A 22,726-nucleotide genomic window follows, 5' to 3' on the forward strand; every position below is an offset into this window, starting at 1 on the left:
CAACCATTACGAGAAATGACGCAAAAAAAAGCCGCCCCAGTTTGTCGCTGAAGCGGCTTGCGGTCAATCGTGAACAATAAATTAATGGATGATTTTTGCGAGGAAGTCGCGCGCGCGATCGGAACGCGGCGTTCCGAAGAATTCATCCTTGGTGCAGTCTTCGACGATCAGGCCCTTGTCCATGAAAATGACGCGGTTGGCGACCTTGCGGGCAAAGCCCATCTCGTGGGTCACCACCATCATCGTCATGCCTTCCTGAGCCAGGCCGACCATGACGTCCAGCACCTCGTTGATCATTTCCGGATCCAGCGCCGACGTCGGCTCGTCGAACAGCATCGCAATCGGGTCCATCGACAGCGCGCGGGCGATCGCCACGCGCTGCTGCTGTCCACCGGACAATTGTCCGGGAAACTTGTCCTTCTGCGCGATCAGGCCGACGCGGTCCAGGTACTTCAGGCCGCGCTCTGTCGCATCGGACACGCTGCGGCCGAGCACCTTGACCTGGCCTATGGTCAGGTTCTCGCGGATCGACAGGTGCGGGAACAGCTCGAAGTTCTGGAACACCATGCCGATGCGGGCGCGCAGCTTCGACAGGTTGGTCTTGGGATCGCCGACCGATACGCCGTCGACCATGATCTCACCCTTCTGGAATGGCTCGAGGCCATTGACGGTCTTGATCAGGGTCGATTTGCCGGAGCCGGATGGTCCGCATACCACCACCACGTCGCCCTTGGCGACGCTGGTGGTGCAGTCGGTAAGCACCTGGAACTGGCCATACCATTTGCTGACGTGTTTCAGTTCTATCATGTTTTCTCCTGGATTCTGAATTCGGCGGCTCAGCGTATGATCGCCACCCGAAGCTGCAGCCTTTTCACCAGCATGGACAGCGCGTAGCAGAGCACGAAATAGACGACCGCGACGAACAGGTACATTTCTACCAGTCGTCCATCGCGCTGCGCGACCTTGGAAGCGGCGCCGACAAAGTCGGTAATGGACAGGACGTAGACCAGCGACACGTCCTGGAACAGGACGATGGTCTGCGTCAGCAGCACCGGGATCATGTTGCGGAAAGCCTGCGGCAGCACGACGTTGCCCATGGTCTGCCAGTAGTTCATGCCCAGCGCGTAACCGGCGGCCACCTGGCCGCGCGGGATCGACTGTATGCCGGCGCGCATGATCTCGCAGTAGTAGGCCGCCTCGAACAGGATGAAGGTGATCAGCGACGATGAAAACGCGCCGACCATGATCGGCTCCTTGGCGCCGATGATCCATGCACCGATATATGGCACTAGGAAGTAGAACCAGAAGATCACCAGCACCAGCGGGATCGAGCGGATCAGGTTGACGTAGCCCGTCGCCACCATGGACAGCGTCTTGAACTTGGACAGCCGCATCATGGCCAGCAGCGTGCCGATGAGGATGCCGCCCACCATCGCCAGCCCGGTCAGTTCCAGCGTAAACGCCATGCCGGTCTTGAACAGGTAGACCCAGGAGCGCTCGATGACGTCGAAGTCGAAATTGGCAAACATGTCAGTGTCCTCCGCCGCCGGTGGCGCTGCTGATGAAGCCGGGCACGGCCACCCGCTTTTCGATCCAGCGCATCAGGAACACGACCACGACGTTCACCAGGATGTAGATGATGGTGGCCGCGGTGAATGCCTCGAATACCTGGAACGAGAATTCCTGCATCGAGCGGGCGCGGGCAGTCAGTTCCATCAGGCCGATGGTCAGCGCCACTGCGCTGTTCTTGATGATGTTGAGGAATTCACTGGTCATCGGCGGGACGATGATGCGGAACGCCATCGGCAGCAGCACATAGCGGTATGTCTGCGGCAAGGTCAGGCCGAGCGCGGTGCCCGCCAGTTTCTGGCCACGCGGCAGCGAATTGATGCCGGCGGAAACCTGCACGGCAACGCGCGACGACGTGAAGAAACCCAGGCAGAGCACGGCGGTGACGAAGGGCGCGTTCGGCAGCGACTTCAGCCAGTTGCCGACGCTCGCCGGCACCAATTCGGGCATGACGAAGTACCAGAGGAACATCTGCACCAACAGGGGGATATTCCGGAAAAGTTCGACATAGCCATTGGCCAGGCGCACCGCGATCTTGTTGGGCATCGTGCGGATTGTGCCGATGACCGCACCGAGTATCAGAGCCATCACCCAGGCAATCAAGGCTGTGGCCAGCGTCCATACCAGCCCGGACAGCAGCGTGTCCATATAAGTGCCGACGCCATCCGGGGAAGCTTCCCAGAAGATGCGCCAGTTCCAGTTATAGTTCATAGGGTTCCCTAGTCTGCGTTCAGAAAGCCGATTTTGTTGTCAGGCAAGTGGACAATCGGATGGCCGATATCCGGAAAACCGCGCAGCTTACAACAAAATCAATGATTCACGCGAGCAATTTTCGTGCCTTAAACTAAAAACGGGAGGCATGGCCTCCCGTTCATTGACTATCCTGCGTTTATTTCTTCTTCGCGCCTGGCTTCTGTGCGTCCGGGACGTCGGCGTAAGCAGCCGGATCGCCGGAGTCGGTCGGCTTGGCAACCACCATCTTGAGCTGATCGCTCATCGGGATATTCAGGTTGATGTTCTTTGGCGGGATCGGCGACTGGAACCATTTGGCGTAGATCTTGGTGATCTCGCCGGACTTCATCACATTCTCGATTGCCGTGTCGACGGCTTTCTTGAATTGCGGATCTTCGCGGCGCAGCATGATGCCGTACGGCTCCACCGACAGGGCTTCCTTGGTGATCGTGTAGTCGGTCGGGGATTTCGAGCTTGCCGCCAGCGACGCGAGCAGGATGTCATCCATCGCGAACGCGGTTGCGCGGCCGGTCTCCACCATCAGGAAGGCTTCCGCATGGTCCTTGGCGGCCATGATGTTCATGCCGAGGTTGCGCTCGCCGTTGAGCTGGGTGACCTGCTTCAGGTTGGACGTGCCCGAGGTCGAGACCAGGTTCTTGCCCTTCATGTCATCCAGGGTGTTGATGTTGGATGCTTTCTTGGACAGCAGGCGGTTTGCGGTCACGAAGGTCGTCGGCGCGAAAGCGACCTGCTTCTGGCGCTCGAGGTTGTTCGTGGTGGAGCCGCATTCGAGGTCGACGGTGCCGTTGGCCATCAGCGGGATACGCGTGGCGGACGTCACCGGGTTCATCTTCACGTTCAGGGACGTGAGGCCAAGCTGTTTCTGCACCGAAGTCACAATCTTCATGCACAGGTCAATTGAATAACCCTGATAAGACTGCTTGTCGTCCAGATAGGAAAACGGGATGGAGGAATCGCGCACACCCAGCGTGATGGTGCCGGTATCCTTGATTTTTTTCAGCGTGCCCGTCAGTTCCTGCGCTTGCACTGCGCCGGTGATCACACTGGCACCGATCATAACGGTAAGTAGGGAAGTCAATTTCATAGCATCTCCTGGACACAAGATAAAAGGCTGCAAATCATACAATTGTTTGTAATTGTCTAAATGCTGCCTCAGTGTATCAAACGCCCTATTTTTTTAATAATTTTCACCGATTTTTATTTTCCCCGATCCGCCTCCCGCAGCCCGGCCCGAAAAGCGGGCCGGCAGGCCAGGCTGCGGGTCGGATCAGGGGTAAAGCCCGCGCATTTCGCGCGCCTGCAGCACCCGGGTGCAGCCGACGATAAATGCCGCGGTGCGCAGCGACACCTTCTTTTCGGTGGCCAGCTGCCAGACGCCCGCGAAGGCTTCCCGCATGATGCGGGTCAGGCGCAGGTTGATCTCGTCCTCGGTCCAGAAAAAGCTCGAGAAGTCCTGCACCCATTCAAAGTAACTGACCGTCACGCCGCCGGCATTGGCGATAACGTCGGGCACCACCAGCACGCCCTTGTCATGCAGGATGTCGTCGGCGGCGGGCATCGTCGGTCCGTTGGCGCCTTCGATGACGATCTTGGCGGTGATCTGGCCGGCGTTCTGTTCGGTGATCTGCTGCTCCAGCGCGGCAGGGATCAGGATGTCGCAATCGACGCTCCAGAACCGGCTGCGGTCGCTGATATGCTCGCCGCCCGGGAATCCGCCGACGCCGCCATGCTCCCTGACATGCTCCTGCAGCGCCAGCACGTCCAGCCCCGCTTCCGCATACACGGTGGACTGGTGATCCTGCACCGCGACGACGCGGGCGCCGGCCTCGACGAACAGCCGGGCCGAGATGCTGCCGACATTGCCGAAACCCTGGACCGCGATGCGCGCGCCCTTGATCTCCATGCCGATCCGGGTTGCCGCCTCGCAGCCCACGACGAAGACGCCGCGGCCGGTGGCTTCGCGCCGTCCCAGGCTGCCGCCCAGCGAGATCGGCTTGCCGGTGACGACGCCGGACGAGGTGCTGCCCTCGTTCATCGAATAGGTGTCCATCATCCATGCCATCACCTGTTCGTTGGTGTTGACGTCCGGCGCCGGGATGTCCTTGTTGGGGCCGATGATGATGCCGATCTCGCTGGTGTAGCGGCGCGTCACCCGTTGCAGCTCGGCCTGCGACAACAGCCGCGGATCGAGCCGGATGCCGCCCTTGGCGCCGCCGTACGGCACATTGACCGCCGCATTCTTGACCGTCATCCAGGCCGACAGCGCCATGACTTCGGACAGGGTGACATCCTGGTGGAAGCGCACGCCGCCCTTGCCCGGCCCGCGCGACGTGTTGTGCTGCACGCGGTAACCCTCGAAGTGCGCGATGGTGCCGTCATCGCGCTCGATGGGCACGTCGACGATCAGGATGCGCTTGGGCCGCTTCAGCGTTTCCACCCAGCGCGCGAGGCTGCCGAGATAAGGCGTCACGCGGTCGATCTGCTCCAGGTAGACGGCCCAGGGCCCTATGCCCTGAGGCGTCAGGTAGGAAGGAATTTCATGCTGGCTGGACATTTGGTGGACTCCTAGGTAAACGGCGCATTAGACGGTCCGCGACAGGCTAGTGCTGCACAAGGCCACATAGTAGGACCGCACGCGGCTGCGTATCCAATGCCTTGTATGCATGTAACTATGCGTACAAAGCATAGTTACATCGGATGTCTAGTGCCGGATTTCAGGCCGGCGTTCGCTTTCCTGCCGGTTTAGCCAGCGCCGATTGCAGCAGATAGTCCCACAGCCGGGTAACGACCGCCTTGCCCGGACGCTGCGCGGACGGCCGTTCACGGTACAACCTGATTTCCATTTGCACTTCCCATTCCGTCCCGCCGCTGTCGGCCCGCGCCAGCTGGCGATTCCTTGTTTCGCGGGACACCGCCGACTCCGGCAGGAAGGCCACGCCATGGCCTTCGAGCGCCATCATCTTCAGGCCCTCGGCCATGTCGGTCTCATAGCGCTTGACGAGGTAAGGCGCGCGGCCGGCGTCGGCCAGGATCAGGTCCACCATCCGGCCCAGGTAGGCATTGCTCGTGTAGGAAAGAAAAGGCAGCGGCGCCCGGATGTCGCCCGGCAGCATGAAGTCCGGGGTGCCGGCGCGGTCGCAGCGGGCGTAGGGACGCAGGGTTTCCTGGCCGAGCACCAGCATGTCGTAGCGGCTGGCGTCGAGCTGCACCGGCTGGCGGGGATGGTGGTAGCACAGCAGCAGGTCGCAGCCGCCTTCGACGATGGTCATCACCGCGTCGTGGACGTTGAGCGCCATCAGCCGGGCGACGATGGGGCCGAAACCGGCCTCGAGCGCCTTCACCCACTTGGGCACGAAGGTCAGCGACAGCGTGTGGGGCACCGCGAAATCGATCATGCCCTGCGTGGCCGGGCCCTTGCCGCGCAGCAGCGCGCGGGCATTGTTGACCTGCCCCAGCATTTCCAGCGCCTGCTCGTAGAACACTTCGCCTCCGGGCGTGAGCCGGGTCGGATACGAGGTCCGGTCGATCAGGTCGGCGCCCAGCCATGCTTCCAGCGACTGGATGCGCCGAGAGAACGCGGGCTGGGTGACATGGCGCAGTTCGGCCGAGCGGCTGAAGCTGCCGGTCTCAGCCAGGGAAACGAAATCTTCAAGCCACTTGGTATCCATGACGCCATCGTAATGGGCGTTGCCCCGTCAGGCAAAGCCCGGTTGTTCATGCTGTCATGCGGCCTCGCTGGCGTCGGACCGCGGCGAGGCGAGCGCCTCGTCGGGCCGCGCCTGCTGCCGCTCCCACATCTGCGCATACGCGCCATTGGCGGCGAGCAGCTGCGCATGCGTGCCGCGCTCGACGATGCGGCCGTGGTCCATCACCAGGATCTGCGCGGCGTCGGCGATGGTGGACAGCCGATGGGCGATGACCAGCGTGGTGCGGGTGCGCGCGATCGCCTTCAGTTCGGCCTGTATCGCCTGCTCGGCGCGCGAGTCCAGCGCGGACGTGGCTTCATCGAAGATCAGGATGGCCGGGTCCTTGAGCAGGGCGCGGGCAATGGCCACCCGCTGCTTTTCGCCGCCCGACAGCTTCAGCCCGCGCTCGCCGACCATGGTCTGGTAGCCGGCCGGCAGCGATTCGATGAAGTCGTGGATGGACGCGGCGCGGGCGGCGGCGATCATTTCCTCGCGGCTGGCGCCGGGGCGGCCGTAGGCGATGTTGTATTCAATGGTGTCGTTGAACAGCACCGTGTCCTGCGGCACGATGCCGATCGCGCTGCGCAGCGTCGACTGCGTGACCTGGCGCAGGTCGCGGCCGTCGATCGAGATGCTGCCGGCGTCGACATCGTAGAACCGGAACAGCAGCCGCGACAGCGTCGACTTGCCCGAGCCGCTATGGCCGACGACGGCGGTGGTGCTGCCGGCCGCGATGGTGAAGTCGACGTCGAACAGGATCTGCCGGTTTTTCTCGTAGCTGAAGTCGACATGGGAAAAACGGACTTCCCCGCCATGCGGCTGCAGCGGCAGCGCGTCCGGCTGGTCGGCGACCTCGCGATGCTGGTCGAGCAGCGCGAACAGGCGCTCCATGTCGGCCAGGCTCTGCTTGATCTCGCGGTAGAGCACGCCGAGAAAGTTGAGCGGCACGTACAGCTGGATCATGAAGGCATTCACCAGCACCAGGTCGCCCAGCGTCATGGTGCCGTCGATCACGCCCTGCGTTGCGCGCCACAGGATCAGCGTGACCGCGATGGCGATGATGACGGACTGCCCGGTGTTGAGCAGCGACAGCGAGGTCTGCGACTTGACCGCCGCAGCTTCGTAGCGCTGCAGGCCCTCGTCGTAGCGCCTGGCCTCGTATTCCTCGTTGCCGAAATACTTGACGGTCTCATAATTGATCAGCGAGTCGATCGCGCGGGTGCTGGCCTTGGAATCGAGGTCGTTCATCGTGCGGCGGAAATGGGTGCGCCATTCGGTGACGAGGACCGTGAACACGATATAGGTGACGAGCGCGCCGGCCGTGATGACCGAGAACCAGATGTCGTAGTGCAGCACCAGGTAGCCCAGCACCAGCGTGATCTCGACCAGGGTCGGCAGGATGCTGAACAGGGTGTACGACACCAGCGAGGAAATGCCGCGGGTGCCGCGCTCGATGTCGCGCGTCATGCCGCCGGTTTGCCGGTTCAGGTGGAAACGCAGGGACAGCGAATGCAGGTGCTTGAAGACCTGCAGGGCCACGGTGCGCACGGCGCGCTGGGTGACCCGCGCAAACACGAATTCGCGGAGCTCGGTAAATAGCGTGGTGGAAAGCCGCAACGCGCCATAGGCGACCAGCAGGGCCAGCGGCAACGCGACGACGGCTTGCGGCTGCGTGGCGGTTGCCGTCAGGCTGTCGATGATTTTTTTCAGCACCAGCGGCACGCCGACATTGGCCATCTTGGCGCTGATCAGGAAGACCAGCGCAAGCGACATCCGCCATTTGTAGGCCCACAGGTAAGGCAGCAGGGTTTTCAGGGTGGCCCAGTCATTGCGGGTTCCCTGGTTGGCGGGTGCATCGGAAGTCGGGGGCAAGGTGCGGCGCATTGAGGGGGGACTGGAACTTGGTTTATGCTTGGCCTTCGATTGTAACGTCCTTATCCATATAAAGCAGGAATCCCCAATGACCGAAAGTAACCTCACCTGCCTGCCGCCCGGCATGCCCGCCCTGCGCGTGATGCCGATGCCAGCCGATTCGAATGCCCATGGCGACGTCTTCGGCGGCTGGATCATGGCACAGGTGGACATCGCCGGCGCGCTGCCGGCGGCGCGCCGCGCCAATGGCCGCGTCGCGACCATCGCGGTCAATTCCTTCGTGTTCAAGCAGCGCGTCTACGTCGGCGACCTGCTGTCCTTCTACGCAAGCGTGGTCAAGTCCGGCAAGACCTCGGTGACCGTCAACGTCGAAGTCTATTCGGAGCGCAGCCGCCTCAAGTGGGAAGTGGTCAAGGTGACCGAAGCCACGCTGACCTATGTCGCCACCGGCGAGGACGGCAAGCCGCGCCCGCTGCCCCCCGAGTCGGAAGTCGCGAACTGAGCCTGGACGCGATGGATCGCCAGCGCCGGCTGTTCCTGCAGCGCGCCGCCCGCCTCGCCGCAATCGGAGCAATGGGTGCAACGGGAGCAACGGGCGCCGCGCCGCTGCCGGCAGCGGGCCTTGCCCGCAGCGGCTGGTACCCGTTTCGCCTCGGCGTGGCATCCGGCTCGCCATTGCCCGACGCCATCGTGCTGTGGACACGCATCCTGTCCGAACCGGGCAACCCGGAAGCCCCGGCGCCGGGCCCGGTCACGGTGCGCTGGGAGCTTGCCGACGACCAGGCCTTCCGGCGCATCGTCGCCAGCGGCAACGCCAGCGCCCTGCCCGAGCTTGCGCACAGCGTGCATGTCGATGTGACCGGGCTGCGCCCGGACCGCTGGTACTGGTACCGCTTCATGCTGGGCGACGCGGTGAGCCCGGTCGCCCGCACCCGCACCGCCCCGGCGCGCGACGCGATGCCGGGCCGCATGCGGCTCGCCTACGCGTCCTGCCAGCACTGGGAATTCGGGGAGTATGCGGCGCACCGGCACATCGCCGCGGCGGCGCCCGACCTGGTCGCCTTCCTCGGCGACTATATCTACGAATGGGGGCCGTACGACGCCGCGCACCCGTCGTCCGCGCGGCGCACCAGCGAGTCGGTGACGCTGGCGGACTACCGCGCCCGTTATGCGCAGTACAAGGCCGACCTGCAGCTCCAGGCCGCCCACCACGCGGCGCCGTGGATCGTCACCTGGGACGACCACGAAGTGGCCAACGACTATGCGAACGACCGCGACGGCGCGCTCGACCCGGCATTCATGCTGCGGCGGGCGGCGGCCTACCAGGCGTTCTACGAGCACATGCCGGTCAGGCTGCAGGCGCTGCCGGACGGCTACGCGCATATGCGCATCTACGAGCGCTATGACTGGGGCCGGCTGGCCCGCTTCCACGTCCTCGATGACCGCCAGTACCGCTCGCACCAGGCCTGCGCGCGCCCCGGGCGCGGCGGCAGCACGTCGGTCGAACGGGCCTGCAGCGACCGGCTGCAGCCCGGGCGCACGCTGCTGGGCGCGACGCAGGAAGCCTGGCTGGCGCAGGGCATGGCCGCATCGCCGGCGAGGTGGAACATCCTGGCCCAGCAGACGCTGATGGCGCAGTGCAGCCAGACGCCGGTGGCCAGGGATGGCGGGCGTTTCTGGACCGATGGCTGGGACGGCTATCCGGCGGCGCGCAACCGGCTGCTGGACATGATAAGGCGTCACCGGCCAGCCAATCCGCTGGTCATTTCAGGCGACGTGCACAGCTTTTTCGCCAGCGACCTGCAGCGCGATTTCAACCGTGCCCCATCCGCCGACAACCCGGTGCTCGCGACCGAGTTCTGCGGCACGTCGGTGACGTCCAATTCGCGGCCGCAGTCGCGCACCGAACAGTACCTGGCGATGAATCCGCATATCCGCTATGGCCGCAGCGACCGCCGCGGCTTCGTGACGATGGACCTGACGCCGCAGGCGGCCACGGTGCTGTTCCAGGCGCTGGACGATGTGCGCGACGCCGCTTCGGGCATCGCCACGGCGGCGGCATTCACGGTGCCGAACGGACGGCCGGGCGTCATGCCCGGCGCCTGATGCGCTGCTGCGCCTGACAGGCCTCCCGAACCTTTCAGGCTTGCTGGCTACGCGGCCTTCTTCTCGTCGCGCAGCTCGCGCCGCAGGATCTTGCCCACATTGGTCTTGGGCAGTTCGTTGCGGAACTCGATGTATTTCGGCCGCTTGTAGCCGGTCAGCTGGTCCCGGCAGTAATCCATCAGCTGGGCCGAGGTCAGCGCCGGGTCCTTGCGCACCACGAACACCTTCACCGCCTCGCCCGAATTCCCGTCGGGAACGCCGACGCAGGCCGATTCCAGCACGCCCGGATGCGACGCCAGCACGTCCTCGATCTCGTTCGGATACACGTTGAAGCCGGACACCAGGATCATGTCCTTCTTGCGGTCGACGATGCGCACGAAGCCGCGTTCGTCCATGATGCCGACGTCGCCGGTCTTGAAGAAGCCGTCGGGCGTCATGACCTTGGCGGTCTCGTCGGGACGGTTCCAGTAGCCGGTCATGACCTGCGGCCCGCGTATCGCGATTTCGCCGACCTGCCCGATCGGCAGCTGATTGCCGGCGTCATCCAGGATGGACACTTCGGTCGACGGCATCGGCAGGCCGATGGTGCCGCTGAACGTCTTGCTGTCCGACGGGTTGCAGGTGGCGACCGGCGAGGTTTCCGACAATCCGTAGCCTTCGATGATCGGGCAGCCCGTGACCGCCAGCCATTTTTCCGCCACCGCGCGCTGCACGGCCATGCCGCCGCCGTTGCAGACCTTGAGGCCGGAAAAATCCAGCTTGGCGAAGTCGGGATTGTTGAGAAGGCCGTTATAGAGCGTGTTTACCGCCGGGAAGATATTGATCCGGTAACGGGACAGCTCCTTGACCAGGCCCGGGATGTCGCGCGGATTCGGGATCAGGATGTTGGTCGCGCCCATGCGCGTGCCCATCAGGCAGCATGCGGTCAACGCGAAGATGTGATACAGCGGCAGCGCACAGACGTAGATCAGCTGCTCTATGTGCGGCTCGCGGTCCAGCGCCGGTTGCGCCCACGCCTCGCTCTGCAGCACGTTGGCCAGCACATTGCGATGGGTCAGCGTCGCGCCCTTGGAAACGCCGGTGGTGCCGCCGGTGTACTGCAGGAAGGCGACATCGTCATGCGTGAGCTGCGCCGGCTTGAAGGTCATGCGGCTGCCTTCGGCCAGCGCACGCTTGAACGACACGGCATTCTCGACGCTGTAGGCCGGGACCATTTTCTTCACGTTGCGCACGACGAAATTGACGATCATGCCCTTGGCGCCGCCGAGCAGGTCGCCCATCGACGCGACCACGACGTGGCGCACTTTGGTGCCGGCGACCGCATGCTCCAGCGTCGTCGCAAAATTTTCCAGGATGATGATGGCTTCGGCGCCGGAATCGTTGAGCTGGTGCGCAAGCTCGCGCGAGGTGTAGAGCGGATTGACGTTGACGACCGTGTAGCCGGCGCGCAGCACCGCTGCCAGCGCCACCGGGTACTGCAGCACGTTGGGCATCATCAGCGCGACCCGCGCGCCCTTTTCCAGCCCGCGGCTCTGCAGCCAGGCGCCGAGGCGCTGCGACAGCGTGTCGACCTCGGCATAGCTCAGCGACTTGCCCATGCAGACATAGGCGTCGCGCTTCGCATAGTTCTGGAACGATTCTTCCAGCAGGTGAACCAGCGAACGGTAACGGGTGTAGTCGACATCCACCGGTACGCCTGCCGGGTACGACTTGAGCCAAATCTTGTCCATCGTCCGCCTCGTAATGTTGTTATTTATGGAACCGGCAAGCCGGTCAACCCGAGATGCTATTCGGCGCCTCCCAGCGCCGCAAGCATTTTGCACCGCTTTTGAACAATTATTCTAGCCCGGCATTTTGCGATGGCCGCGATGGCATGCGATCGCCGCGCCAGGGTCGCCGCGGCGTCAGTTCGTGTCGCTGGCAGCCGGCTGCTGCGCGGCGAGCTTCGGCGGATCGCCCAGCACGGCCAGTTCCTGGTGCCGCAGGTCGCGGCTCTGTCCCGCCATCCGCTTCACCGCCTGGTAGAAGGCGGCCATGTTCTTTTCCTGCCGGAGCAGCGCCCGGAAGCCGGGCACGAAATCATGATAGGTCGCAATCGAGGCCAGGTGCGCGTTGGAAAGCGGCTCCGCGAACCAGCGGTCATAGCCGGCATAGCCGCCCCACCCCGCCTTCAGGACCTGGTAATCGTCCTTGAGCGACTGGAACAGCGCGGCCTTGGCCTGCAGCTTTTCCGCATCCGTCGCCTCGCTTGCATACACCTCTTTCAGCGCCTTGCGGTGCTTGAGCAGCAGGTCCAGGAAACCCTGCTTGCGGCCTTCGTATTCGCGGTAGGCGCGGCGCATCTTCTCGTCGCCGAAGCGGGTCATCCAGCGTTCGACGCCGATCTCCTCGACCGCGACGGCGAAGGACTCGTTGAACTGGCTGTCGTCCTTCGCATAGGCGACCTGGTGCGCCAGTTCGTGGAACATCAGCCGCGCCAGCTCGCCGTCGGGATACTGGATGAAGGTCGACAGCACCGGGTCGTCGAACCAGCCCAGCGTCGAATACGCCGGCACGCCGCCGATCTGCACGTCCAGCCCCTGCTGCCGCAGTTCGCCGGCGAATTCCTGCGCCGCCGCCTTGCTGTAGTAGCCGCGGTAATTGACGCAGCCGGCGATCGGGAAACACCATTTGACCGGGTCCAGCGACAGCGCCGGCGCGGCCACGACATTCCACAGCACGAACGGACGCTTGATGTCGGCGTAGTTCTTGTAGCTGCCATTGTCCGGCAGCCCGAGCTCGGCGGCGGCGAAGCCGCGGATTTCCTTGACCCGCGACAGCTTGGTCCTGAGCTTGTCGGCGGTGGACGGGTCGGCCAGCCAATCGTCGATCGGCCGCGCCTCGGCCATCAGCGCATACTGGCCCTGCGCCGCCTGCATGTAATAGCCCATCTGGGCGCAGCCGCCGGCAAGCGCCGCCGCCGCCGCGGCGGCCGTGCCCAGCAGCAGGGTCCGGTATCTGATCTTCATTCGTCGCTTCCTGTTTTCTCGACTTCGACCAGCACGTCGTAAAAGGTGGGCGCCCGGCCCATGTCGGTCAGGCGCTGGCTGGTCAGTTCATTCGCGTTCCGGCCGTCCGACGCCAGCTTCTTCCACCAGATCGACAGCCCGACCACCAGTCCGGGACGGGTATTGGCGGTGACCCGGGCGCGGGCGCTGAAGACGCCGCGGTCGTTGCGGATGCGCACCCGGTCGCCGTCTGCTATGCCGCGCGCCGCGGCATCCTGCGGATGCAGGTCCAGGTGCGGCTCGCCCTCGGTGCTGCGCAGGCTCTGGACGTTCACGAAGGTGGAGTTGAGGAAATTGCGGGCCGGCGGCGAGATCATCGCCAGCGGGTAACGCCGCGCCAGCTCCGGATTGCTGGCCGCCGACTCGTATGGCGGGATGTAAGCGGGCAAGGGGTCGAGCCCGTCGGCCAGCATGCGCGCCGAGTAGAACTCGCACTTGCCCGATGGCGTCGGGAAGCCGCCTTCCGCATAGGGCACGTCCGGTATCGCCAGCTTGCTCCAGCCGCGCTGCTTCAGCGCCTGCCAGTCGAAATGCGCGGCCCGCGGGTCGGCCTTGTTGAAAGCCTCGGCGGCGATATCGTCGTCGGTGTCGGCAAAGCAGGCGTCGTCCAGGCCCATGCGCGCGGCCAGCAGGCGGAAGATCTCGGTGTTCGGCTTCGCCTCCCCCATCGGCGCGATCGCCGGGTTGTTGGCGACCATGTACAGGTGGCCGTACGCGAGGTGGACGTCGGCATGCTCCAGCTGGGTCGTGGCCGGCAGCAGGATGTCGGCATAGTCGGCGGTATCGGTCTGGAAATGCTCAAGCACCACGGTAAACAGGTCCTCGCGCGCAAAACCGCGGGCCACCTTGGGCGACTCGGGCGCGACCGCGACCGGGTTGGAATTGTAGACAATGACCGCGTCGATCCTCGGCCCGAATTCCGGCGAGGCAAGCCGCAGCAGGTCGTCGCCTATCGTGCTCATGTTGATGCTGCGCGGCAGCGGCCCCGGCAGCAGGTCGGGCCGCTGCAGCGCCGGCGTGTTCTTTGGAAAGCTGTCGGTCGCCGAAAGCTGCACGCCCCCGGCCGCATGCCGCCAGGCGCCCACCAGCGCCGGCAGGCAGCAGACATTGCGCACCGCCATGCCGCCGCCGCGCACGCGCTGCAGCCCGTAGTTCAGGCGGATGGCCACCGGGTCGCCGCCGCGCGCGGCGCCGCCGTAGAGGTGGGCCAGCTGCTCGACCTGCTCGACCGGGATGCCGCAGATTTCCGCGGTGCGCTGCGGCGTCCATTCCAGCGCCCGCGCCTTCAGGTCGTCGAAGCCCAGCGTGTGGCGGGCGATGTAGTCATGGTCCAGCAGGTCGTCGCGGATCAGGATGTGCATCATCCCCAGCGCCAGCGCCGCATCGGTGCCCGGCAGGGGCGCGATATGGATCTGGCATTTCTCCGCGGTCAGCGAGCGGTAGGGGTCGATCGCCACCAGGAGCGCGCCGCGCCGCTTTGCCTCGACCGCGCGCATCCAGAAATGCACGTTCGACGCGATCGGGTTGCCGCCCCAGATCAGGATGACCTTCGCATCCTGGAACTGCTCGACATCCATGCCGACCTTGCCGCCCAGCGTATAGGTGATGCCGGCCGCGCCGGCCGACGCGCAGATCGTGCGCTCCAGCCGCGACGCGCCGAGCTTGTGGAAAAACCGCGCCGACATCGAGTCGCCCTGCACCAGGCCCATGGTGCCGGCATAGCTGTACGGCAGGATGGCCTGCGGCTCGCGCGCGGCGACCGCCTTCAGGCGTTCGGCGATGGTGTCCAGCGCCTCGTCCCAGCTGATGCGCTCGAAGCGGCCCAGGCCCTTGGGCCCGGTCCGGCGCATCGGGTACAGCAGGCGCTCCGGATGATAGGTGCGCTCGGTATAGCGCGCGACCTTGGTGCACAGCACCCCGGCCGTGGTCGGATGGTCCGGGTCGCCGCGTACTTTGGTCGCCACCCCATTTTCCACGGTGACCAGCATCGCGCAGGTGTCGGGGCAATCGTGGGGGCAGGCGGCGCGGACTACGGTCGTCGTCATCGGTCTTACTTTCTCGGCATTGCTGGAATTGGTTTCAATCGTACTGCAAAAGCTTTTTTTAATGCATGAAATTACCTGGGTAAATACCTGTTTTTGCTGGCGTTTTCATTTTGAAAATAGACGGGAGTCAATTCCTTGACGGCCCGATATTGTCGACCTGGCAAATGCGCTATCCTGTCGGTTCAGAACACAGGAGTACAAACATGCAACTGATCGACCCTATCGTTGAATTCCAGTCGGAGCTGGCGCAGATCCGGCGCGACATCCATGCCCATCCCGAACTTTGCTATGAAGAGCAGCGCACAGCCGACGTGATTGCGCAGAAGCTGACCGAATGGGGCATCCCGGTCATACGCGGCCTGGGCGAGACCGGCGTGGTCGGCGTCATCCGCAACGGCGACAGCCAGCGGGCCATCGGCCTGCGCGCCGACATGGACGCGCTGCCGGTGCAGGAGGTCAACACCTTCCCCCATGCGTCGCGCCACCCGGGGAAAATGCATGCCTGCGGCCATGACGGCCACGTCGCGATGCTGCTTGGCGCAGCCCACTACCTGTCGCGGCACCGCAATTTCGACGGCACCGTGTATGTGATCTTCCAGCCGGCCGAGGAAGGCGGCGGCGGCGCCAGCCGGATGATGGACGACGGCCTGTTCGAGCAGTGCCCGATGGACGCCATCTTCGGCATGCACAACTGGCCCGGCGTTGCGACCGGCACCTTCGGCGTGACGCCCGGCCCGATGATGGCCTCATCCAACGAGTTTGAAGTCACGGTCACCGGCAAGGGCGCACATGCGGCGCAGCCGCACAAGGGCATCGACCCGATCATGGTCGCGATCCAGATCGCGCAGAGCTGGCAGACCGTCGTCACCCGCAACAAGAGCCCGATCGACGCGGCCGTGCTGTCGATCACCCAGATCCATGCCGGCAGCGCGACCAACGTGATTCCCGACCAGGCCACGCTGATCGGCACCGTGCGCACCTTCGACCTGCCGGTGCTGGACCTGATCGAAAGCCGCATGCGCAGCATCGCCGAACACACGGCGGCCGCATTCGACGCGACCGTGAAATTCGAGTTCAAGCGCAATTACCCGCCGCTGATCAATCATGAAAAGGAAACCGCGTTTGCGGCCGACGTGCTGAAGTCCATGGTCGGCGCCGACAAGGTCGACGACAAGGTGGAGCCGACCATGGGCGCGGAAGACTTCGCGTTTTTCCTGCTGAAAAAACCGGGCTGCTATGTCTTCATCGGCAATGGCGACGGCGACCATCGCAGCGGCGGCCACGGGCTGGGTCCGTGCAACCTGCACAACCCGAGCTACGATTTCAACGACGCGCTGCTGCCCATCGGCGGCACTTACTGGGTGCGGCTGGCCGAGGCGTGGCTGGCGAAATCCTGACGCCGCGCGGGCAGCACGGATGCGTCGATGCGGTAGAGCCAGCCGCCGTCCGACGCCTGGACGCCGTCCGCGACGAATTGCCAGCGCAGGTCGTGATACTGGACGACCGTTTCGCGGTGCGCGATGCTGACGATGGTCGAACCGGCCAGCTGATTGGCCAGTAGCGAATACAGCGCCGCTTCGGTGTCGCCATCCATCGCGCTGGTGGCTTCGTCCAGGAACACGATGTCCGGCCGGATCAGCAGCACCCGCACGAACGCCAGCCGCTGCTGCTCGCCGGGCGACAGCCGCTGGCTCCAGTTGTCTGCATCGTCCAGCCGCGTGGCCAGATGGTCGAGGCGGCACAGGCCGAAGTAGCGCACGATGTCCTCGTCCCCATAACTGCCGGCCGCCAGCGGATAGCTGACCGCGGCCCGCAAGCTGCCGATCGGCAGGTAGCCGCGTTGCGGCAGGAACAGCATGGTGGCGGCGGCCGGTATCGCGATGTCGCCGCTGCCGTAAGGCCAGATGCCGGCAATGGCCCGGAACAGCGTCGACTTGCCGCAGCCCGAAGGACCGGCCACCAGTATCCGCTGGCCCGCGCCGATCGCAGCCGACAGCGGCCCGGTCAGCGGCACGCCGGAAGGCAGCTGCAGCGCCACGTCGGACAGCGTCAGGTCCTGCACGCCATTGCGCGCAACGGCAATGCCGGACGATGCATGGGAGGCGGTGTCGATGGCCAGGTTGAATCCGGCCAGGCGGTTGACGCTGGCCTTCCACTCGGCCAGCGAGGTAAATGCATCGATGAACCAGGAGAGCGCCGACTGCACCTGCCCGAACGCGGACGATATCTGCATCAGGCCGCCCAGCGTGATTGCGCCGCTGAAGTAGCGCGGCGCGCCGACCAGGAAAGGAAAGATGATCGCGAACTGCGCATAGAAGGTCGACGCAACGTTCAGGCGCTTGGTCGTGCGCATGATCTGCCACCAGTTTTCGCGGATGCGCTCGAACCGGCTGTCGAGCTGCGCATGCTCCTGCGCTTCGCCGCGGTACAGCGCCACCGATTCGGCGTTTTCCCGGATCCGGATCAGGCCGAAACGGAAATCCGCCTCGAAGCGCTGCTGCAGGAAATTTTGCTGCACCAGCGGCTTGCCGATACGCGCGACCAGGAACGAGCCGATGCCGGCGTAAGCCAGCGCAAACCAGACCATGTAGCCGGGAATGACCCAGTCGCGCCCGCCCAGCATGAACGCCAGCGGACCGCTGACCGACCACAGGATGCCGACGAACGACACCAGCGTGACCACGCTCGACAGCAGGCCCAGCGACAGCGTCAGCGAACCGCTGGTCAGGAACTTGAGGTCTTCGGCAATCCGCTGGTCGGGATTATCGGCCGCGGAGGCCTGTTCGATCCGGTAGTACACCTGGCGCGACAGCCACCCGTCCATATATTGCCGCGTCATCCAGCCGCGCCAGCGTATTTCGAGCGCCTGCGTCAGGTAGACCTTGTAGATCGCCACCGCAATATAGATGAAGGCGAGGTAGGAAAACCGCCACAGCTGCGCCTTGAAGGTGACGAAATCCTTGCTCTCCAGCGCGTTGTAGAAAACCCGGTTCCACTCGTTGAACAGCACGTTGAGATAAACCATCCCCAGCGCCAGCACCACGACGGTGGCCAGCAGCCCGCGCGCCTTCCATTTTTCCTCGGATACCCAGTACGGTTTGATCAGGCGCCAGACTGCGCGCCAGTTGGTGGTTCGATCGGACTGGCGCGCTGCTGTCATGGACTGGGGGTTTCCTGCGGTTGGAAAATGAAGAACGGTCAGTCGACCTTGGCGCCCGAGGCTTTCACGACTTTTTCCCACTTCTTCGTTTCAGCCTGGATGTGTGCGGCAAACTGCTCGGGCGTATTGCCAACCGGGTCCGCGCCCTGGCCGATCAGCTTTTCCTTCACCGCCGGGCTGGACAGCGATTGGGAGATTTCCTGCTGGAGCTTGGTGACGATTTCCTTCGGCGTCCCGGCCGGGGCCAGCATGCCGAACCATGAACTTGCCTCAAAGCCGGCAAGCTCGCCGCCCGCATTCGCCAGCGGCATCACGCCAGGCAGGGCCGGCGACGGTTTGCTGCTGGTCACGGCAAGCGCCATCAGCCGGCCCGACTTGATGAAGGGCAGCGCGGACGGCAGGTTGTCGAACATCAGGTCCGCCTGGCCGGCGATCAGGTCGGTCAGCGCCGGACCCGAACCGCGGTAAGGCACGTGCACCATGAAGGTCTTGGTGGTGGTCTTGTACAGCTCGCCGGCCAGGTGGATCGACGTGCCGTTCCCGGATGACGCCATGTTCAGCTTGCCCGGATGCGATTTCACGTAGGCGGTGAAGCTCTTGACGTCGGTGATCTTGTTATTGGCGGCAAAATCCTTGTTCAGCACCAGCACATTGGGCACTGCGGCCACCAGCGTGATCGGCGCAAAGTCCTTGATCGGGTCGAATGGCATCTTCGGATAAAGCGACTGGTTGATCGCATGCGTGCCGACGGTTCCCATCAGCAGCGTGTAGCCGTCCGGCGCCGACTTGGCCACCAGGTCCGCGCCGATATTGCCGCCGGCGCCGGGCCGGTTGTCCACGATCACCGACTGTCCCAGCGATTTCTGCAGTTCCGCGCCAACCGCGCGCGCCAGCAGATCGGTCGTGCCGCCGGCCGCAAACGGGACCACGATCCTGATCGGCTTGGTCGGATAGGTTTCCGCGCTTGCGGGAGACGCGGCCAGCGCCAGTGCGGTCATGCCGATTGCGGCAAACAAATAATTCAGTTTCATTGTCTCTTCCCCTTTTTTGAACAAAAAATACCAGGGTCATCGCCTGGTTTACGGCCGCTGACCGCCGGCCGGTCCCGAATAGTACGATGATTGCGGCTGGCCCGGCTTGCGCGCGCTACAGAAGCCCTGCCGGCCTTGGCTGCATAATAAGGTCTTTCTGCCAACAGGAATCCATCCATGCAAACGCCTGGCGTCCAGCTTGCCTTCAACATGCCCATGCAACTCGGGGAATGCCCATTATGGCATCCGGAGGAAAACCGGCTGTACTGGATCGACATCGATGGCCGCGCAGTCCACCGGCTTGATCCGCAAAACAATATGCACCTGGCCTGGCCGATGCCATCGGAACCCGGCGCCATCGCCTGGTCGGCGGCCGGCGGACTGGTGGTGGCGATGCGCTCCGGCCTGGCCACGCTCGACACCAATAACGGCGCACTGAGCATGTTCGCCGATCCGCCTTACGACCCGGCCCGCGAGCGCTTCAACGACGGCCGCTGCGATGCGGCCGGCCGCTTCTGGGTCGGCACGATCTATGAACCGCGTGACCGGCCCGACGCCGTGCTGTATGCACTGGAACGCGGCGTGCTGCGCGATAGCGGAAAACGCGCAACCGTTTCCAACGGCGTCGCCTTCAGCCCGGATGGGCGCACGCTGTATCACAGCGACACGACCAGCCACGCGATCCACACCTACGACTACGACGTGGCCACCGGCGCGACAGGAGACGGCCGTCTGCTGCACAAGTTTTCGAGCGAACGCGGCCCGGACTATGGCGGCCGCCCCGATGGCGCCGCGGTCGACAGCCAGGGCAACTACTGGTGCGCGATGTATGAAGGCGGACGCCTGCTGCAACTGGCCCCCACGGGCGCAATCCTGCGTGAGATACTTTTGCCGGTGCGCTGCCCCACCATGATGGCATTCGGTGGAAGCGATCTGCGCACCCTGTACATCACCACGGTCAGCGGCAAGCGCAGCCCGGAGGAACTGGCTGCGTGCCCGCTCTCCGGCTGCCTGCTGTCGCTGCGGGTCGACGTGCCCGGACAGGCTGAACATCCGTATATCCCATAACAATCAGAATAGCGACAACAGGCAAATGAGCAAATACATACTTGCACTCGACCAGGGGACAACCAGTTCGCGTGCGATCCTGTTCAATCACGAAGGACACGTGCACGGCTGCGCACAACAGGAATTCCGGCAAATTTTTTCCCACCCGGGCTGGGTGGAGCACGATCCGGACGACATCTGGCAATCGCAGATCGACGTCGCCCGGCAGGTCATGCAGGAATGCGGCGCCGCCGCGAGCGATGTCGCCGCCATCGGGATCACGAACCAGCGCGAGACCACCGTGGTCTGGGACCGCGCCACCGGCGCCGCGATCGGCAACGCGATCGTCTGGCAGGACCGGCGCACCGCCGGCATCTGCGACGCGCTGCGCGAAGCCGGCCATGCCGAACTCTTCCAGCGCAAGACCGGCCTTGTGCTCGACGCCTATTTTTCCGGGACCAAGGTCAAATGGCTGCTGGACAACGTCCCCGGCGCCCGTGCGCGCGCCGAGCGCGGCGAACTGGCCTTCGGCACCGTGGACAGCTGGCTGATCAGCAAGCTGTGCGGCGAGCACGTGACCGACACCAGCAATGCGTCGCGCACCCTGATGTTCAACATCCACACGCTGGCCTGGGACGATGAACTGCTCGCGCTGCTCGATATCCCGCGTTCGATGCTGCCGCGGGTCGTGGCCAGCAGCGAGGTGGTCGGGCATACTCATGCCGCACTGTTCGGCCAGCCGCTGCCGATTGCCGGCATCGCCGGCGACCAGCAGGCGGCCACGTTCGGGCAGGCCTGCATGCGTTCCGGCATGGCGAAAAACACCTACGGCACCGGCTGCTTCATGCTGATGAACACCGGCGCCGACGCAATCACGTCGCATAACAACCTTGTGACCACCGTCGGGTGGACATCTGGCAATGGCGGCCGAGCCGACACGACCTACATGCTCGAAGGCAGCGTGTTCATGGCGGGCGCCATCGTGCAGTGGCTGCGTGACGGGCTGGGCATCATCCAGAGTTCCGCCGAGGTGGAGGCGCTGGCAGCCAGCGTGCCCGACACGGACGGCGTGGTGTTCGTTCCCGCATTCGCCGGCCTGGGCGCGCCGCACTGGGATGCCTACGCCCGCGGCACGATTGTCGGCATGACGCGCGGCACGACCAAGGCGCACATAGCCCGCGCAGCCCTTGCCAGCATCGCCTACCAGACGGTGGACATCCTCTCGGCGATGCAGAACGATTCCGCGATCCAGCTGGAGGAATTACGCGTGGACGGCGGCGCATCGCGAAACGATCTGCTGATGCAATTCCAGGCGGATGTGCTGGGCGTGCCGGTGATACGGCCAGTCGTCACCGAAACGACTGCGCTGGGCGCCGCCTACCTGGCGGGAATCGCCGTCGGATTCTGGCGTTCCCAGCAGGAAGTCGCCGCCCAGTGGCGGATGGAACGCCGCTTCGAACCCAATATGGGCAACGACGAACGCGCACAACGACTGAGGCAATGGCACCGCGCAGTGGAACGGTCACGCGCCTGGGTTGAGTAAATCGGGCGTGCAAACCCTTGGCATGGGCATAAGCCAAAAGACATCATTACCAGGCATCGGGGCGCTTACAGGGACCTGATGCTTGCCTGACGCTCGCGATCGGTTTTTCCAAGATGGTGCAAGTTGCGGAGTCGCGGAACTTCAGCGATTTGGCACTTTAATTCTTTAGTGTTTCGGTGTTTCGGTGTTTCGGTGTTTCGGTGTTTCGGTGTTTCGGTGTTTCGGTGTTTCGGTGTTTCGGTGTTTCGGTGTTTCGGTGCTTCGGTGCTTCGGTGCTTCGGTGCTTCGGTGCTTCGGTGCTTCGGTGCTTCGGAATTGGGAGTGCCGAATTGGGCTTTCCGACTTCGAGCTTCGAGCTTCGAGTTTTGGGCTCTGGGCTTCGGACTCTGGGCTCTGGGCTCTGGGCTCTGGGCTCTGGGCTCTGGGCTCTGGGCTCTGGGCTCTGGGCTCTGGGCTCTGGGCTCTGGGCTTTGGGCTCGGGACTTGGGACTTGGGACTTGGGACTTGGGACTTGGGACTTGGGACTTGGGACTTGGGACTTGGGACTTGGGACTTGGGACTTGGGACTTGGGACTTGGGACTTGGGACTTGGGACTTGGGACTTAGGTGCTTCGAGCTTCGAGCTTCGAGCTTCGAGCTTCGAGCTTGAGCTTCGGGCTTCGAGCTTTTGCCATTGGGCTTCGAGCTTTGCAGCCCCGAGGCTAAGCCAAACTTCATCCAACTTTGCAGTCAGGATCCCTCAAGCACCACAAACCGCCGCCCCAAAGCGAAAACCCCCGGCGCCTGATGGCGACGGGGGTCTTCTGGTGTAACAGCCTGACGATGACCTACTTTCACACTGGTTGCAGCACTATCATCGGCGCTAAG

Annotated in this window: 17 protein-coding genes; 5 read left to right on the forward strand and 12 right to left on the reverse strand. The window is 64.1% G+C overall.

What is annotated here, in order from left to right; genetic code table 11:
- Window positions 1-81: 81 nt before the first annotated feature.
- From QOL82_RS17620 to QOL82_RS17650, 7 genes are all read right to left on the reverse strand, one after another.
- A complete protein-coding gene (locus QOL82_RS17620; RefSeq protein WP_283443603.1) occupies window positions 82-807 on the reverse strand; it encodes an amino acid ABC transporter ATP-binding protein in 726 nt (241 codons plus the stop codon).
- A 29-nt stretch (window positions 808-836) separates the two neighbouring features.
- Window positions 837-1,529 (reverse strand): amino acid ABC transporter permease, encoded by a 693-nt coding sequence (locus QOL82_RS17625; protein ID WP_283443604.1) that lies wholly within the window; start codon window positions 1,527-1,529, stop codon window positions 837-839.
- 1 nt (window position 1,530) lies between these two features.
- The gene (locus tag QOL82_RS17630; RefSeq protein WP_283443605.1) at window positions 1,531-2,280 is read right to left on the reverse strand and encodes an amino acid ABC transporter permease; all 750 of its coding nucleotides are present in this window, start codon (window positions 2,278-2,280) and stop codon (window positions 1,531-1,533) included.
- Window positions 2,281-2,458: 178 nt separating this feature from the next.
- Window positions 2,459-3,406 (reverse strand): transporter substrate-binding domain-containing protein, encoded by a 948-nt coding sequence (locus tag QOL82_RS17635; RefSeq protein WP_283443606.1) that lies wholly within the window; start codon window positions 3,404-3,406, stop codon window positions 2,459-2,461.
- A 183-nt stretch (window positions 3,407-3,589) separates the two neighbouring features.
- Window positions 3,590-4,876, reverse strand: a complete 1,287-nt coding sequence (locus tag QOL82_RS17640; protein ID WP_283443607.1) for a Glu/Leu/Phe/Val family dehydrogenase — start codon at window positions 4,874-4,876, stop codon at window positions 3,590-3,592.
- A 160-nt stretch (window positions 4,877-5,036) separates the two neighbouring features.
- Window positions 5,037-5,990 carry a LysR family transcriptional regulator gene (locus QOL82_RS17645; protein ID WP_283443608.1) on the reverse strand — a complete coding sequence of 318 codons (954 nt, stop codon included), beginning with the start codon at window positions 5,988-5,990 and terminating at the stop codon, window positions 5,037-5,039.
- A 54-nt stretch (window positions 5,991-6,044) separates the two neighbouring features.
- The gene (locus QOL82_RS17650; protein ID WP_283443609.1) at window positions 6,045-7,892 is read right to left on the reverse strand and encodes an ABCB family ABC transporter ATP-binding protein/permease; all 1,848 of its coding nucleotides are present in this window, start codon (window positions 7,890-7,892) and stop codon (window positions 6,045-6,047) included.
- 76 nt (window positions 7,893-7,968) lie between these two features.
- Between QOL82_RS17650 and QOL82_RS17655 the strand changes: the two genes are divergently transcribed.
- Together QOL82_RS17655 and QOL82_RS17660 are read left to right on the forward strand one after the other, a co-directional pair.
- Window positions 7,969-8,382, forward strand: a complete 414-nt coding sequence (locus QOL82_RS17655) for an acyl-CoA thioesterase (protein ID WP_283443610.1) — start codon at window positions 7,969-7,971, stop codon at window positions 8,380-8,382.
- Window positions 8,383-8,393: 11 nt separating this feature from the next.
- On the forward strand, window positions 8,394-9,986 hold the full coding sequence (locus QOL82_RS17660) for an alkaline phosphatase D family protein (protein ID WP_283443611.1): 1,593 nt from the start codon (window positions 8,394-8,396) through the stop codon (window positions 9,984-9,986).
- Between the two features lie 47 nt (window positions 9,987-10,033).
- Here QOL82_RS17660 and QOL82_RS17665 read toward each other — a convergent pair whose 3' ends face one another.
- The 3 genes from QOL82_RS17665 to QOL82_RS17675 all read right to left on the reverse strand — a co-directional run bounded on the left by QOL82_RS17665 (window position 10,034) and on the right by QOL82_RS17675 (window position 15,078).
- Window positions 10,034-11,716: a long-chain fatty acid--CoA ligase gene (locus tag QOL82_RS17665; RefSeq protein ID WP_283443612.1), complete on the reverse strand. Its 1,683-nt coding sequence runs from the start codon at window positions 11,714-11,716 to the stop codon at window positions 10,034-10,036.
- Window positions 11,717-11,890: 174 nt separating this feature from the next.
- A complete protein-coding gene (locus QOL82_RS17670; protein ID WP_283443613.1) occupies window positions 11,891-12,994 on the reverse strand; it encodes an aminopeptidase in 1,104 nt (367 codons plus the stop codon).
- Window positions 12,991-15,078 carry a molybdopterin-containing oxidoreductase family protein gene (locus QOL82_RS17675; protein ID WP_283443614.1) on the reverse strand — a complete coding sequence of 696 codons (2,088 nt, stop codon included), beginning with the start codon at window positions 15,076-15,078 and terminating at the stop codon, window positions 12,991-12,993. The genes QOL82_RS17670 and QOL82_RS17675 overlap by 4 nt, the downstream gene beginning before the upstream one ends.
- A 203-nt stretch (window positions 15,079-15,281) precedes the next feature.
- Here QOL82_RS17675 and QOL82_RS17680 point away from each other — a divergent pair, with 203 nt between their 5' ends.
- On the forward strand, window positions 15,282-16,475 hold the full coding sequence (locus tag QOL82_RS17680) for a M20 aminoacylase family protein (RefSeq protein WP_283443615.1): 1,194 nt from the start codon (window positions 15,282-15,284) through the stop codon (window positions 16,473-16,475).
- On the opposite strand, the gene QOL82_RS17685 is transcribed toward QOL82_RS17680, so the two are convergent.
- Together QOL82_RS17685 and QOL82_RS17690 are read right to left on the reverse strand one after the other, a co-directional pair.
- Complete coding sequence (locus tag QOL82_RS17685) at window positions 16,433-18,238, reverse strand: ABC transporter ATP-binding protein/permease (RefSeq protein WP_283443616.1); 1,806 nt, start codon at window positions 18,236-18,238, stop codon at window positions 16,433-16,435. The two genes, QOL82_RS17680 and QOL82_RS17685, sit on opposite strands and share 43 nt — an antisense overlap.
- Window positions 18,239-18,276: 38 nt before the next feature.
- On the reverse strand, window positions 18,277-19,269 hold the full coding sequence (locus QOL82_RS17690; protein ID WP_430438503.1) for a tripartite tricarboxylate transporter substrate binding protein: 993 nt from the start codon (window positions 19,267-19,269) through the stop codon (window positions 18,277-18,279).
- Between the two features lie 177 nt (window positions 19,270-19,446).
- Between QOL82_RS17690 and QOL82_RS17695 the strand changes: the two genes are divergently transcribed.
- Both QOL82_RS17695 and glpK read left to right on the forward strand, forming a co-directional pair.
- Entirely contained in the window at window positions 19,447-20,337 is an 891-nt protein-coding gene (locus QOL82_RS17695; protein WP_283443617.1) for an SMP-30/gluconolactonase/LRE family protein, read from the forward strand.
- A gap of 25 nt (window positions 20,338-20,362) precedes the next feature.
- Complete coding sequence (gene glpK / locus QOL82_RS17700; protein WP_283443618.1) at window positions 20,363-21,859, forward strand: glycerol kinase GlpK; 1,497 nt, start codon at window positions 20,363-20,365, stop codon at window positions 21,857-21,859.
- The last annotated feature ends 867 nt before the right edge of the window (window positions 21,860-22,726 follow it).

The sequence above is a fragment of the Noviherbaspirillum suwonense genome (assembly GCF_900182955.1).
GTDB classification, from domain to species: Bacteria; Pseudomonadota; Gammaproteobacteria; order Burkholderiales; family Burkholderiaceae_D; genus Noviherbaspirillum_A; species Noviherbaspirillum_A suwonense.